This is a genomic window from Serratia sp. A07 (genome assembly GCF_058725505.1).
Genome location: NZ_JBZXDO010000003.1, coordinates 91,095 through 103,864, shown reverse-complemented (window position 1 = coordinate 103,864; position 12,770 = coordinate 91,095). Strand labels below are relative to the sequence as shown.

Sequence of the window (12,770 nt, the reverse complement as noted above, 5' to 3'; positions counted from 1 at the left end):
ACAGAAGTGTGACCGCGGCGGCACTCCGCAGTGAAAAGCGTTGAGCCGCGGCGAGCACGGGTTATTATGCAGGCATAACAGGATTGTTACTGTATCCCCTCCGCCGCTCAGGCCGCAGGACAGAAACATAAAATACAGGCAAAACCTGACGCCCGGGATCGCTTCCGGGCGTCAGGTTTTTTCGTTTTCAGGATGCTGAAACACCGGGAAAGACCATGAAAATCGCTAAAATACTCAATAATAACGTGGTGATTACGCTGGACGACCGTCAGGAAGAGACGGTGGTAATGGGAAAAGGAATCGGCTTTAAAAAGAAGCCCGGCGACACGCTGGACGAAAGCCTGATCGAAAAGGTGTTCACCCATAACGGCGGCGAAATCGCCGAGCGCTATAAAGAGCTGCTCTCCGAGATCCCGCTGGCCTGCGTCACCACCGCCGACAGGATTATTACCCTCGCCCGCGAACGGCTGCCGGGCAAGTTGCACAACATCGTCTACATCACGCTGACCGATCATATCCACTTCGCCCTGCAGCACCATGCGGAAGGGTTGGATATCAAAAATGCGTTGCTGTGGGAGATTAAAAAGCTCTATCCGGCCGAGTTCGCCGTCGGCCTGGAGGCGCTGGCCCTGATCGCCCAACGGCTGGATACCGCGTTGCCGGAAGACGAAGCCGGATTTATCGCCCTGCACCTGGTCAACGCCCAGCTTAACGACGAGATGCACAATACGCTGCACATCACCCGCGTGATGCAAGAGATCCTCAACCTGGTCAAATACCACTTCCGCTTTGATTACAACGAGGAAGCCCTGAGCTACCACCGTTTCGTCACCCATTTGAAATTCTTCGCCCAGCGCCTGCTGGGGAAAAACTACGTCGACAGCGACGACGACTCGCTGTATCAGGTGGTGAAAGAGAAATACCGTGAGTCATTCGCCTGCGCCGGCAAGATCAACCGCCACATCGAAAAGCACTATCAGCATCAGCTCACCACGGAAGAGATGATGTTCCTGACCATTCATATCGAACGGGTGCGCAGCGAAAGCGAGGAAAAACCGGCTTAACGGCGGGCGTCCGCCACCCGTACGCCGTACTGCGGAAACACCGCGTCGGCGGAGATCAGCGTCAGGCCTTCGGCCTGCGCCTGTGCGATCAGCATGCGATCGAAAGGATCCTGATGATAGGGCGGCAGTTGCCCGGCCTGTTGGCAGTGAAAGGCGTCCATCGGCAGCGCCAGAAAATCTTCGGCCTCGATGATCGCAAAGATGTCTTCCGGCAGCGCCAGCTTGCCCAGCGCCTGTTTGATCGAGATCTCCCAAATGCTGGCCGCGCTGACGTACACCGCATTGCCCGGATCGGCGATCTGCCTTTTGGCATTCGCGCCCAGGCAGGCGTCATCAATCAGCCACCACAGCAATGTGTGGGTATCCAGCAGCAGACGCTTCATTCATCGCCCTCAAACAGCGCCGCAATGGCCGCATCCCCCGCGTTGAAATCCGCCGGCACGGTGAACTTGCCCTTGGCGGCGCCGGGGCGGCGCGCTTCGCCCTGGATGGCGACCAGCTGTACGTACGGCTTCCCTGCTTTTGCAATAATCACGGTTTCTCCCTCCGCGGCTCTGTCCGCCAGCTGGCTCAGATTGGATTTGGCTTCGTGCATATTGGCCTGAATTGCCATACGCGTCCTCCTTAGCTAAGTTAGCTAAAGCATAAAGCGCCGTCCAGTTTTTGTACAGGGAGTCGTTTAAAGCGCGAGCAGTCTCGCGCTTTGTTGCAACGCTTAGCGCTGCTGTTGCGGCCACAGCCAGGCCGCACCGCGTACGCCGCTGGAGTCGCCGTGCACCGCCTTGCGGATCGGCGTTTCACACTCGCCGCCAAATACCCAACCTTTCACCCTTTCAGGCACCGTGCGGTACAGGCGATCCACGTTGCTCATGCCGCCGCCGAGCACCACCACGTCCGGATCCAGAATGTTGATCACGTGCGCCAACGCTTTCGCCAGCCGCATTTCGTAGCGAACGATCGCCTGCTCCGCCAGCGCATCGCCCCGCTCGCTCAGCGCCATGATCTCGTGCCCTTGCAGCGCGTTGCCGCTCAGGCGCGCATAGTCGGTGGCGAAACCGGTGCCGGAAATAAAGGTTTCGATGCAGCCCGGCTTGCCGCAGTAGCACGGCACTTCGCGGGCGTAACGCAGCTCATCGTCATCCTGCCACGGCAGCGGATTGTGGCCCCATTCGCCGGCGATGCCGTTGCCGCCGGAATGCGCCTGGCCGTTCAGCGCCACGCCGGCGCCGCAGCCGGTGCCGATAATGACCGCAAACACGGTTTGCGCGCCGGCGCCTGCGCCGTCGGTAGCTTCCGACACCGCCAGGCAGTTGGCGTCGTTGGCGATACGCACCTCGCGCGCCAACAGCGCCGACAGATCCTTGTCCAACGGTTGGCCGTTGAGCCATACCGAGTTAGCGTTTTTCACCCGCCCGGTAAACGGCGACAGCGTGCCGGGAATGCCGATCCCGACCGATCCCTGTTCGCCGGTATGATCTTCCGCCAGTTTCACCAGCCCGGCGATCGCCGCCAGGGTTTGCCCGTAGTCATGGCGCGGCGTGGCGATACGATGGCGAAACAACTCCCGCCCGTCGTCCGCCAACGCAATCACTTCAATTTTTGTCCCGCCCAAATCGATGCCAATGCGCACGTTTTTTTCTCCTCGATGCAGCGCAGCGTTGCCACAGCCTAATGTAAGCGCGCGGATGAATCACCTGTTTCCCTCTCCCCGGCCAGGCCTTTTCCGCTGCGTACGGCGACGCAATTCGGAGAGAATGGGGCGATTTTTCAGCGTCAATTCGTTATCATGCCGCCCTGCTTTTGACGAATCAGCGTGCCGAACGCACGCCCAGCCAGGGATAACATTATGCTGTGGTTTAAGAATTTGATGGTTTACCGTTTGAGCCGCGAAGTGGCGTTAAACGCGGATGAAATGGAAAAACAACTCAGCGCGTTCGCCTTCACGCCGTGCGGCAGCCAGGACATGGCGAAGACCGGCTGGGTCTCCCCGATGGGCTCGCACAGCGATGCGCTGACGCACGCGGTCAACGGCCAGATCGTCATCTGCGCGCGCAAGGAAGAGAAAATCCTGCCGTCGCCGGTCATCAAGCAAGAGCTGCAGGCCAAGATTGAGCGCCTGGAGGCGGAACAACACCGCAAACTGAAGAAAACCGAGAAAGACGCGCTGAAGGACGAAGTGCTGCACAGCCTGCTGCCGCGCGCGTTCAGCCGCTTCAATCAGACCTTCATGTGGATAGACACCGTCAACGATCTGATCATGGTCGATGCCGCCAGCGCCAAACGCGCCGAAGATACGCTGGCGCTGCTGCGCAAGAGCCTCGGCTCGCTGCCGGTGGTGCCGCTGACCATGGAAAGCCCGATCGAACTGACGCTGACCGAATGGGTGCGTTCCGGCGAGATGCCGGCCGGCTTCGCCATTCAGGATGAAGCGGAACTGAAAGCGATTCTGGAAGAAGGCGGCGTGATCCGCTGCAAGAAACAGAATCTGATCAGCGACGAAATCGCGGTGCATATCGAAGCCGGCAAGCTGGTGACCAAACTGGCGGTGGACTGGCAGGAGCGCATTCAGCTGATGCTGTCGGACGACGGCTCGCTCAAGCGCCTGAAGTTCGCCGACACGCTGCGCGAACAGAACGACGATATCGATCGCGATGACTTCGCTCAGCGCTTTGACGCCGACTTTATCCTGATGACCAGCGAGCTGGCGGCGTTGATCAAAAACACCATCGAAGCGCTCGGCGGCGAAGCCCAACGTTAATCCCGCCGCAGAAACGACCAGGGCCCAGCATCCGCTGAGCCCTGCGTTCCCCTAACGAACAAAATTTATTTGCTCAGGTAGCGGCACAGATAGGCGGTCGCATCGGCCACCTGCAGGTTGAACTCGCTGTGCCCCGGCACGAAGAACTTCTCGCCCGGCGTAAACACCTGCCAGTCCGGCGCCCCCGGCAGCAGCACTTTCAGCGCCCCGGTGATCACCGTCATTTCTTCCGGTTGCGCGGTGGAGAAGGTGTATTCCCCCTCTTCCATCACGCCCACGCTGGTAAGACCGATGCTGCTACTGTCAAAACCGATAGACTTCACTTTTCCGGCAAAATACTCATTCACTTTCAGCATAGACTGGCACCCGCGTAATCATCTTGATGGAAAATCCATATTGGGGGATTGCGGTTGATCTGTCACTGGTTTTTCGCGCGAAATGCGATCGCGGCGCAGAGGAAAACGCTGCAGGGCCTCTCACCGGCAGCCAGGGCTGCTGAAGCCCTGGGCGATCCCTGGGCGCAAAGCGCCTGAGGCCGCGTCGAGCGGTGACTTATCGCTATTTGAATCAGTCGATTAACTCTGCGGCCAGCTTGGCGACCAGTACGTTCGACAGCAGCACCGGCACCGACAGACGCGCCTGCAAATAGGCGCGATGGCGCTGGTGATAACCGATGCAGTCGAGCACCACCACCTCCGCCCCTTGCCGCAGCAGTGCGCAAGCCGCCTGCTCCAGCGCGGCCTCATCTGCCAGATAGGGGCTGGCGACGGCATAGCTCGGCGGCGTCGCCAGCTGCCGCCATTTACCCGCCTGCTGCCCAACCTGTTCCGCCATCGGCACCACGATGCCGACGCGGTGTGCGCCGACGATCGCGGAGATCAACGGCGGAATAATGCGATCCGGCTCCAGCAACAGCGCCTGTTCCGCCTGCAAGCGGCCGAATTCGCCGGTGCACAGCAACAGGATCACCTGGCACCCCGCCGCCTCCAGCTCGCGGATCTTCTGCTGCAACCCGCTTTCGACGCGAGCGGCACCGAGCGTCACCTGCGTGCCGTCCAACAGGCGCGACACCAGCAGCTTATCGCCCTGTTGCGGCGCATAACGCTCGGCGATCTGCCCGGCATCCAGGCCGTCCAGCAAACCGACGTGCCTCACCCGCTCCGCCGGCAGATAAGCAGACAGCAGCGGCATGATATCGCTGCGCGGCGCCTGACCGAGGGTCAGCGTGGCGAATGAAGCCGTCATGGGTCTATCTCCTTTTTTGCAGGTGGCTCAGGCTGCCGTACAGCGCCAGCAGCTGGCCGTATTCGGCGGCATCGTAAAACCGGCAGGTGCCACGGCCGAATTCTTTGGCGACTTCCACCGCGAATTTGGCCGCCAGCGCGATGTCCGTTTCGTGGCTGGCGCCGGTGCCGCAGCCCGGCACCACCGATTCGCTGCAAATCGCCACGCCGACCACCGGCGCCGCAGTAGCGGTCGAGGGCTGCAGGATGCTGTTGAGGTGATGCACGCCGTTGCCGTAAGGGGTGATGTCCTGTGTGGTGATCGGGAAGGTCACCGCCGGGCGGCCGCTGGTCATCTCCATGATGCGCAGCAGATCTTCCGCCACCCGCAGGATGTAGCCCTCTTTCACCGTCGGCGACAGCGCATAGCCTTTGTGGTTGATGATGCGGTTGCCTTTGGTGGTATCGATCGACAGGATGGCGTCCGCCTCCGGCACCACTTCATTATCGTTCATCGTCACGTCATCGATCGGCGAATCCATAAAATCGACCGGATCGTGCGGGCGGGTCGGCGCGTTCGGGCAAATATGGGTGGTGACGATCACATCGCCCGGCAGCGTATCGCCCTTACGCTGCATCTCCGCCAGCTTCAGCGCGGCGGCAATGGCAGCGATCGCGCCGTCGCCGTCGGACACCAGCCCGATACGCGTCGGCCGCGCGCCGATGCCGCCCAGGCGGCCGATAATGCCCAGCGTCGGCGCCGCACCGCCAGCGAATTTGCCTGCGCTACCGGGGATCTCGATGCGCACGAAATCGGTGCCACCCTTCGGCCCGTCGGCGCGCAAGGTGCTGGCCCGGATCGCCGGGTAAGCCGCAAACAGATCGACGACGTCCTGGCCGCTGACGAATGCGCTATCCATCAATTCAAAAACCTGCAGCGTTTGTTGCAAACTCATGGTCGTTTTACCTCACCAATGTCATCGGCAGGGGCTATTTGCCCTTGCTGGAAAAAATCGAGCTGAAGAAGTTGTAGAGCGCGTCGCCGGCGATAAACCCGGCCGCCATGATCTCCATCGGCGTGCGGCCGCGATCGCCCCAACGGCGCAGGATCGCCACGCGCAGCGCAATGCCCACCAGCACCGCCCACCCGGCCAAGGCGTTGTTGATCAGCAGGCCGGTCGCCAGCAGCACACCGAGCTGGCGCTTAGGACCGCCGATCAGCTGTACCACGGCGCCGGGGATCGCCCAGATCAAAAGGCTCCAGGCGATGCCCGGCTGCACACCGGCCTCGATGGTCTTCGCGTAAACGCGCGCGACCGGCGGGATCAGATCCTGCAGGAAATAGCTGTGATAAGAGAGGTAAACCACCGGAATGGCGATGAGGAAGGCGATCAGCGCCGCAAACAGCTGAATGCGGCGCCCCAGCAGCTCCTGCCGCAGATCCTCGCCGTAGCCGCGCAGGATGAAGCCGGCTTTCAAATCAAAGCCCATGTCGGCGAAAGCCGGCCCGGTGGCGGCGGTAAAACCGGTCAGGATGCACAGCGCCAGCGGTGGGAAACCGATCAGAATACCGACGATCAGGGTGATCAACGCCACCGCGAACGCCGGAAACCAGCCGGAGTGCATGGCGGCGATACCGACGATCAGCTCATGAACGAAAGCGGCGAACGCCGCGTAAATCACGAACAGCGCCAACATCGGCAGCGACATCTCGCTAAACAGCCCGCCGACCAGAGCCAAAAACGCGGCGATGGCGATGTAGCCGACTGCGCCCAGGCCGAGCGCTTTGCTTACCGCACTGTCCGGCTGGGTATAACCGGCGCTATCGGCGCGGCGGCTACGGATCACCTGCGCAACCTGGATCAGCGCCACCAGGCCGGCGCCGACCATCACGCCGTGCGGAATAAAATGGGCATTGATATCGAAACCGGCCACCGGCTCGGCGTAAGCCCGCAGCAATAGCCCGACGCCGAACATGCTCAGCGCCCAGATATTGCCGATAAAGGCGGTGCCGAAGGCCGCCATGGGGATCTTGAGCATTGATCCGGCGATGCCCACCCCTACGCCCACCACCAAAAGCCAGGCCTGCTTGCCGCCGCGATCGCCGGCTTTAATCGCCTCCGCGGCGGCGACGCCGGGCGGCCAGGCATTGGCGGCGGGAAACACTTTGGTATCGAACAGGCGATAAAGCAGATAGGCGTCGAGCAGCATCGCCGCCGCCACGCCGCAGAACATCGGTAAAATAAGCTGCGGTTGCCCCATCACGTAAGGCACCGCAATCGGCATCAGCAGGCAATTGGCCGCGCCGAAGGTGGCGGAGGAGATCACCGTCTGCGCCAGGTTCTGGGTGTGCACCGAGCGGTAGCGTTGGAACATTTGCAGCGGAATACGTGCCAACAGCATGGCGATCAGCGCACCGATGATCGAGGTGTTGGGCGTCACGCCCAGCGTGGTAATCAGCTGAACGCCGATGATCGCTCCCACCACCGAAAGCAGCGCCATGACCAACAGCGTGCCGGCCTCTTTTAGCGGATTATTTGATTTCATGCTTGGTTTCCCTGAATATTCCCTGCCGCGTGGCGGAAATAACGCCAGGCGATAGCTCGCCGCAGCAGTTCCATTATTTGGAACTGCCGGCGTCATAACGTGATTATTTTCTTATTTACCCTATCTATTTATCACCAATAAAACACGGTGAAATATAACTAATGAGTTCCCTGGTGTCGGCGCTCGTTAATTATGATGCAACACGATAGCTCAGGCGCGTTATTTGATCTGCTGCCAATAATCATCGCCATATTTTTCCGCCAGTTGGCGGCTGACTGCGATTAATTCAGCCAGGACTTCCGGTACAAACGGCTGCTCCTCGCCCTGCGAGGGGAAGGACAGGCACAACCCCACCGTCTCGCTGCCGTGCTTGTTCACCAGCGCGGTCGCCAGCGAACTGATGCTGTTCAGGGTTTCATTGCGCGCCAGCGACCATCCCTCACGCCTCACCTGCTGCAACTTCTGCAACAGCGCATCCAACGTTTGCGGCGCATTGGGCGAAGTCGCCCGGTAACCGCCGGCGTAACGCGCCCGAACCTGCTCGTCGCTTTCACGCGCCAATATCGCCCGGCCGACCGAGGTTTCCGCCGCCGGTGAACGGTAACCTGCCGGAGTCACCACCTGCAAAAAGTGGCGGCCGGGGAACATGCGCATCACCATGATTTCCTGCCCTTCCAATATCGAAAGGTAGCCGGTACAGGCCGTCTGGCGGCACAGCTGCGCCATACTGGCCGCCAGGCTGTCCACCAGCGGCATCGACAGGTAGTGGCTGGATGCCGCCAGCAACAGCGCGCCGATGCGGTAACGCCGGCTATCAGGATCGCGCTCCAGCATGCCCTGATTTTCCATGGTCTGCAGCAGGCGCGATACCGTGCTTTTCGGCAAAGCCAGTTGGCCCACCACGTCGCTGAATGCAATGCCCGGCTGGCCATGCATCACGCGTTGTTGAGAAAAGAGTTTTAATACCGCAGCGGCATTTTCCAGCGTTGTCATGATCCGCCTTGTTCCATTATATGGAACTCAGTTCCTGTTTTATAATTAAAAACTAGAACCCGAACTCCTCAGCGTCAAGCTGTTTATTTTTTGTCAGCCGCGAAATAAAAGGCATTCGTGCTTTTTAAATGAAAATATCGCGCAGAACGCCAACTTATCCGCGCCAAATAAAATAACGATACGCTTCGAAAATAATGAATGGCAGGACAAGCTGCTGAAAAATGAGTTTATCAGGAGGAGATATTGTCGCGGCTCAAAAACCCGCGCCGCGCAAACTGAAATCGATCGGCAACGTCAATTCCACCGTGCCGTTGACGTAAGCATCCGCCGGCGGCGTAGGCAACGGCGAAGCGCGCTTGACCAGCGCCTGGATTTCGCGATCCAGCGACGGCAGCCCGGCGCTGCTGACCAGCGTCACCGCCAGCACATGGCCCTGCCTGTCCAACGTGAAACGCACCTGCCCAACGCCCTGGCGCTTCAGCCGCAATGCGTCTTTGGGGTAACGCTTAAAGCGATTAAGGCGGCTGTTGATGCGGCTGCGCCAGCTATCCTCCCCCGCCTGCGCATAGGGCATCAGGCGGGTTTGCGGCGCGGCCGTTTTATCTGCCCGGCCCGGCGGCGGCGCGCCGACGCTTTGCTCCTGAACCTTCGGCGGCGCGATCGTTTTCTCCTGCGGCGGCGTGCGCGGCGGGAGGGTTTTCTTCACCGGCTTGGGCGGTTTTTTCTGCTTCGGCGCTACGGCGATGTTCGGCCGTACGGCTTCAGGCACCTTCACCGTCGGCAAGGGTTCCGGCGGCGCCGGCGGCTCAACCGGAGGCGGGGGCGTCCTTTCTCCCGGCGGTTGTTTTACCTCGGCCGGGGCCTGCGGTGCGGCGGCCATCACCACCATGACCGCCGGCGGCGGCACCCACGGCGGCGCGGCCTTGTCTCGCCAGGGCCAGAGCAGCGCCGCGGCCAGCAGGTGCAACGCCAGCACCAGCACCAGGCAACGGCGCCAGGGCATGGCGGCGCCGGGCGCGGCGAAAGGCAGCGGAGAAACCGACATGCTCACTCTTCCGTCAGCGCCAGGTGAAGGCGATCGGTCAGCGGTTTGAACAGGTAGTTCATCATCGAACGCTCGCCGGTGCGGATGAACCCTTCGACCGGCATCCCCGGGCGGATCTCCAACCCGTTCAACCGCTGCAAACCCGCTTCGCTGACCTTGGCGCGCACGCTGTAATAGGGCGCACCGCTTTTCTCGTCGGTCAAGCGATCGGCCCCGACCAGCGTCACTTCGCCCTCAACGCGCGGCGTGGTGCTTTGGTTAAACGCCGAGAACAACAGCTCGACCGGCAACCCCACCTGCACCTTGTCGATCAGCTCGACCGGGATACGCGCCTCCACCTGCAGCCCCCGATCGCTGGGCACGATCTCCATCAGCTGCTGACCGGCGCCGATCACGCCGCCTTCGGTGAACACGCTCAGCCCCACCACGGTGCCCGCCACCGGCGCTTTCACCTGCGTATGGCCCAGATCGGCCTCCGCCTTGGCCAGGCGGTTATCCAGTTCGTCCAGCTTCATCCGCACCTCGGCCAGCTGGCTGCTGACCTCTTTCTGATACTCTTCCCGCCGCTGGATCGCCCGCAGCTTCAGCTCCAGGATCTGGCGCCCCAGGCGGCCGATATTGCCCGTGTCTTCGGACGCCTGGCCGTCGATCTGCGCATACTGCCCTTCCAGATCCAGCAGCCGGTTGCGCGCCACATACCCCTGCGCCGCCAGCTTGCGCATGCCGCCCAGCTGCTCCTGCAACATGGCCTTTTGCCGCTGTTTGCTGGCGTAAGACTGCCGGATCCCCTCCAGCATCGCCTGCGATCCGGCGATGCTCTCCGCGATCGCCGCCAGCTCGCTCTGCAACGCCGCACGGCGGCTGGTGAACAGCTGCTGTTGCAACAGCATCAACGACATCACCTCCGGCTCCTCCCGCCGCGCTTGCAACAACGCGGGGAAAACGATCGCCTGCAGGCCGTCGCGCTCGGCCTGCAGCCGCGCCCGCTGCGCGGCGTTGCTCAACTGCTGGCTGCGCAGCGCATCGCGCTGGGTGCGGCTGTCGACGGTATCCATCAGCAACAGCACCTGCCCGGCGCGGACCCGATCCCCCTCATGCACCTGAATTTGCGACACCACGCCGCCGCTCGGGTGCTGTACCGCCTTGCGGTTACCGGCCACCACCACGCTGCCGGAAACCGGCACGCCCTTATCCAACGGTGCCAACAGCCCCCACAGCAGGAAGCCGCCAAATCCCAGCAGCACCAGCCAGCTGCCGAGCCGCAGATGACGCCCTTCGTCGAACTGTCGGGAAAGGGCGTCGATATCGCCGGGGATCACACTCTGATTGCTCATACTTTTCGTTCACCGCTGGCCGTTTTGGCAAAGTTGGCGTAGTTGACGTTGAAACCGCCGCTGCTGCGGCCGGCATTGGCCGGTACGGCAGCGGGCGTAAAACCAGGCAGTTTCTTCAGGATGGCGTCGCTGGGGCCGAAGTGCTGCACCTGACCGGCAGCCAGCACCAGCAATTTGTCGGTCGTCGCCAGGATCGCCGGTTTATGAGTCACCAACACGATGGTGGTGCCGCGCGCCTTCAGCGCTTCGATCGCCCGCTGCAGCGCCTCTTCCCCTTCACGATCGAGGTTGGCATTCGGTTCATCCAGCACCACCAACGCCGGAGAGCCATACAGCGCGCGCGCCAGCGCCACCCGCTGACGCTGGCCGCCGGACAGGCCGCTGCCGCTCTCGCCCAGCTCGGTTTCATACCCTTTGGGCAAATGCAGGATCAATTGGTGCACGCCGGCCAGCGCGGCGGCGGCCACCACCTTCTCGGCGTCAACCAGGCCAAAGCGGGCGATGTTTTCCGTCAGCGTACCGGCGAACAGCTGGATATCCTGCGGCAGATAGCCGATATGCGGCCCCAGCTGCTGTTTGTCCCACTGCAGGAGATCCGCGCCGTCCAGCCGCACGTCGCCGCTGAGCGGCGTCAGCGCGCCGACCAGTTGGCGCATCAGCAGCGTTTTGCCGGAGCCGGATGCGCCAATGACGCCCAGCACCTCGCCGGCCTCCAGACGAAAACTGACGCAGTGCAACACCGGTACGCTCCCCCCGGGCGCAGCGGCGGTCAGCTGATTCACGGCCAATGCGCCGCTGGGCGCCGGCAGCGGCAGGCTCGCCGCCTGCGGCGGGTTGGCGGCCAGCATCACCTCCAGCCGCTACAGGGACTGGCGCGCCGACGACCACTGCTTCCAGGCGCCGATCAGCTGATCGATCGGCCCCAGCACCCTGCCAATCAGGATCGATCCGGCGATCATCATGCCCGGCGTAATGTCGCCGTTGACCGCCAGCAGCGCCCCGCAGCCCAACATCAGCGACTGCAGCGCCAGCCGCACGGTTTTCGACCAGGCGGTGACGGCGGCGATTTTCTCGCTGGCGCGGTTCTGCAACAGCAGGAACTGCTGATGCTGCCGTAGCCAGCGCAGGCGCAAGTCGGTCAGCATCCCCATGGCGGCGATGGCCTCCGCATTGCGCAGGTTGCCGTTGGCCTGCTGCGTGGCGCTCAGCGCGACCCGGCCGGCCTCCGCGAGCGGCGCCTGCGACACCCGCTGGTTGAGCCAGGCCAGCAGCACCAGCACGATCACTCCGGCGCTGGCCAACGCGCCAAGCCAGGGGTGGAGCAGAAAAACCACCAGCAGATAAACCGGGAACCAGGGGGCATCGAAAAAGGCGAACAGCGCATTGCCGGTGGCGAACTGGCGCAGGTTGGTCAGATCGTTCAGCGCCTGCCCCGCCAGCGGGTTGCCGGTTTTCAGATTGGTTTCGAAGGCGGCGTCGTAGACCCGCTGATTCAGGCGCATATCCATCTGGGCGCCGAGGCGGATCACCACCTGGCTGCGCACCCACTCCAGCAGCCCCATAAACAGGTAAAGGCCGACCACCATCAGGGTCAGCATCGCCAGCGTCATGCGGTTGCCCGACGGCAACACGCGATCGTAGACCTGCAGCATGTACAGCGCCGGGGCCAGCATCAGCAGGTTGATCACCGCGGTAAACAGCGCGATGCCCCAAAATCCGCGCCGGTATGCGGCCAGCACGTTCATCACTTCTCCGCGCCTGACGGCGTTTTTCATGGCGTTTTCCATCGGCTAAAAACGAGAAAAT

12 protein-coding genes and 1 pseudogene are annotated in these 12,770 nt (G+C 62.1%); 2 read left to right on the top strand and 11 right to left on the bottom strand.

Translation table 11 applies throughout. The features are described from left to right. Positions 1-215: 215 nt before the first annotated feature. Positions 216-1,064 (top strand): BglG family transcription antiterminator LicT, encoded by an 849-nt coding sequence (gene licT / locus AC4PR2_RS04215; protein WP_492174914.1) that lies wholly within the window; start codon positions 216-218, stop codon positions 1,062-1,064. Here licT and AC4PR2_RS04210 read toward each other — a convergent pair. From AC4PR2_RS04210 to mak, 3 genes are all read right to left on the bottom strand, one after another. Then, the gene (locus AC4PR2_RS04210; RefSeq protein ID WP_038873221.1) at positions 1,061-1,447 is read right to left on the bottom strand and encodes a type II toxin-antitoxin system VapC family toxin; all 387 of its coding nucleotides are present in this window, start codon (positions 1,445-1,447) and stop codon (positions 1,061-1,063) included. The genes licT and AC4PR2_RS04210 overlap by 4 nt on opposite strands. Further along, positions 1,444-1,677, bottom strand: a complete 234-nt coding sequence (locus AC4PR2_RS04205; protein ID WP_049199831.1) for a type II toxin-antitoxin system Phd/YefM family antitoxin — start codon at positions 1,675-1,677, stop codon at positions 1,444-1,446. Before AC4PR2_RS04205 ends, AC4PR2_RS04210 begins: the two co-directional genes overlap by 4 nt. Before the next feature lie 102 nt (positions 1,678-1,779). Beyond that, positions 1,780-2,694 (bottom strand): fructokinase, encoded by a 915-nt coding sequence (mak, locus tag AC4PR2_RS04200; protein WP_049199829.1) that lies wholly within the window; start codon positions 2,692-2,694, stop codon positions 1,780-1,782. Between the two features lie 216 nt (positions 2,695-2,910). Here mak and rdgC point away from each other — a divergent pair, with 216 nt between their 5' ends. Next, the gene (gene rdgC / locus AC4PR2_RS04195; RefSeq protein WP_004940461.1) at positions 2,911-3,822 is read left to right on the top strand and encodes a recombination-associated protein RdgC; all 912 of its coding nucleotides are present in this window, start codon (positions 2,911-2,913) and stop codon (positions 3,820-3,822) included. Positions 3,823-3,887: 65 nt separating this feature from the next. Here rdgC and ppnP read toward each other — a convergent pair whose 3' ends face one another. The 8 genes and pseudogenes from ppnP to AC4PR2_RS04155 form a co-directional block, all read right to left on the bottom strand. After that, on the bottom strand, positions 3,888-4,178 hold the full coding sequence (gene ppnP / locus AC4PR2_RS04190; protein WP_004940463.1) for a pyrimidine/purine nucleoside phosphorylase: 291 nt from the start codon (positions 4,176-4,178) through the stop codon (positions 3,888-3,890). 211 nt (positions 4,179-4,389) lie between these two features. Further along, a complete protein-coding gene (locus AC4PR2_RS04185) occupies positions 4,390-5,067 on the bottom strand; it encodes an AroM family protein (protein ID WP_492174913.1) in 678 nt (225 codons plus the stop codon). A gap of 4 nt (positions 5,068-5,071) precedes the next feature. Further along, complete coding sequence (locus AC4PR2_RS04180) at positions 5,072-6,001, bottom strand: DUF1177 domain-containing protein (protein ID WP_492174912.1); 930 nt, start codon at positions 5,999-6,001, stop codon at positions 5,072-5,074. 34 nt (positions 6,002-6,035) lie between these two features. Beyond that, entirely contained in the window at positions 6,036-7,592 is a 1,557-nt protein-coding gene (locus AC4PR2_RS04175; protein WP_330113319.1) for an OPT/YSL family transporter, read from the bottom strand. A 219-nt stretch (positions 7,593-7,811) separates the two neighbouring features. Then, entirely contained in the window at positions 7,812-8,585 is a 774-nt protein-coding gene (locus AC4PR2_RS04170) for an IclR family transcriptional regulator (RefSeq protein ID WP_060423304.1), read from the bottom strand. A gap of 253 nt (positions 8,586-8,838) precedes the next feature. Next, complete coding sequence (locus AC4PR2_RS04165) at positions 8,839-9,630, bottom strand: energy transducer TonB (protein ID WP_100396231.1); 792 nt, start codon at positions 9,628-9,630, stop codon at positions 8,839-8,841. A gap of 2 nt (positions 9,631-9,632) precedes the next feature. Next, positions 9,633-10,964: an HlyD family type I secretion periplasmic adaptor subunit gene (locus AC4PR2_RS04160; RefSeq protein ID WP_060423298.1), complete on the bottom strand. Its 1,332-nt coding sequence runs from the start codon at positions 10,962-10,964 to the stop codon at positions 9,633-9,635. Beyond that, a pseudogene (locus AC4PR2_RS04155) lies at positions 10,961-12,739 on the bottom strand (type I secretion system permease/ATPase). The gene AC4PR2_RS04160 and the pseudogene AC4PR2_RS04155 overlap by 4 nt, the downstream one beginning before the upstream one ends. Between the last annotated feature and the right edge of the window lie 31 nt (positions 12,740-12,770).

Excerpts from the sequence above, each read along its gene's own strand:
- licT (WP_492174914.1), top strand. The coding sequence starts at position 216 with ATGAAAATCGCTAAAATACTCAATAATAACGTGGTGATTACGCTGGAC.
- AC4PR2_RS04210 (WP_038873221.1), bottom strand. The coding sequence starts at position 1,447 with ATGAAGCGTCTGCTGCTGGATACCCACACATTGCTGTGGTGGCTGATT.
- AC4PR2_RS04205 (WP_049199831.1), bottom strand. The coding sequence starts at position 1,677 with ATGGCAATTCAGGCCAATATGCACGAAGCCAAATCCAATCTGAGCCAG.
- rdgC (WP_004940461.1), top strand. The coding sequence starts at position 2,911 with ATGCTGTGGTTTAAGAATTTGATGGTTTACCGTTTGAGCCGCGAAGTG.
- ppnP (WP_004940463.1), bottom strand. The coding sequence starts at position 4,178 with ATGCTGAAAGTGAATGAGTATTTTGCCGGAAAAGTGAAGTCTATCGGT.
- AC4PR2_RS04185 (WP_492174913.1), bottom strand. The coding sequence starts at position 5,067 with ATGACGGCTTCATTCGCCACGCTGACCCTCGGTCAGGCGCCGCGCAGC.
- AC4PR2_RS04180 (WP_492174912.1), bottom strand. The coding sequence starts at position 6,001 with ATGAGTTTGCAACAAACGCTGCAGGTTTTTGAATTGATGGATAGCGCA.
- AC4PR2_RS04175 (WP_330113319.1), bottom strand. The coding sequence starts at position 7,592 with ATGAAATCAAATAATCCGCTAAAAGAGGCCGGCACGCTGTTGGTCATG.
- AC4PR2_RS04170 (WP_060423304.1), bottom strand. The coding sequence starts at position 8,585 with ATGACAACGCTGGAAAATGCCGCTGCGGTATTAAAACTCTTTTCTCAA.
- AC4PR2_RS04165 (WP_100396231.1), bottom strand. The coding sequence starts at position 9,630 with ATGTCGGTTTCTCCGCTGCCTTTCGCCGCGCCCGGCGCCGCCATGCCC.
- AC4PR2_RS04160 (WP_060423298.1), bottom strand. The coding sequence starts at position 10,964 with ATGAGCAATCAGAGTGTGATCCCCGGCGATATCGACGCCCTTTCCCGA.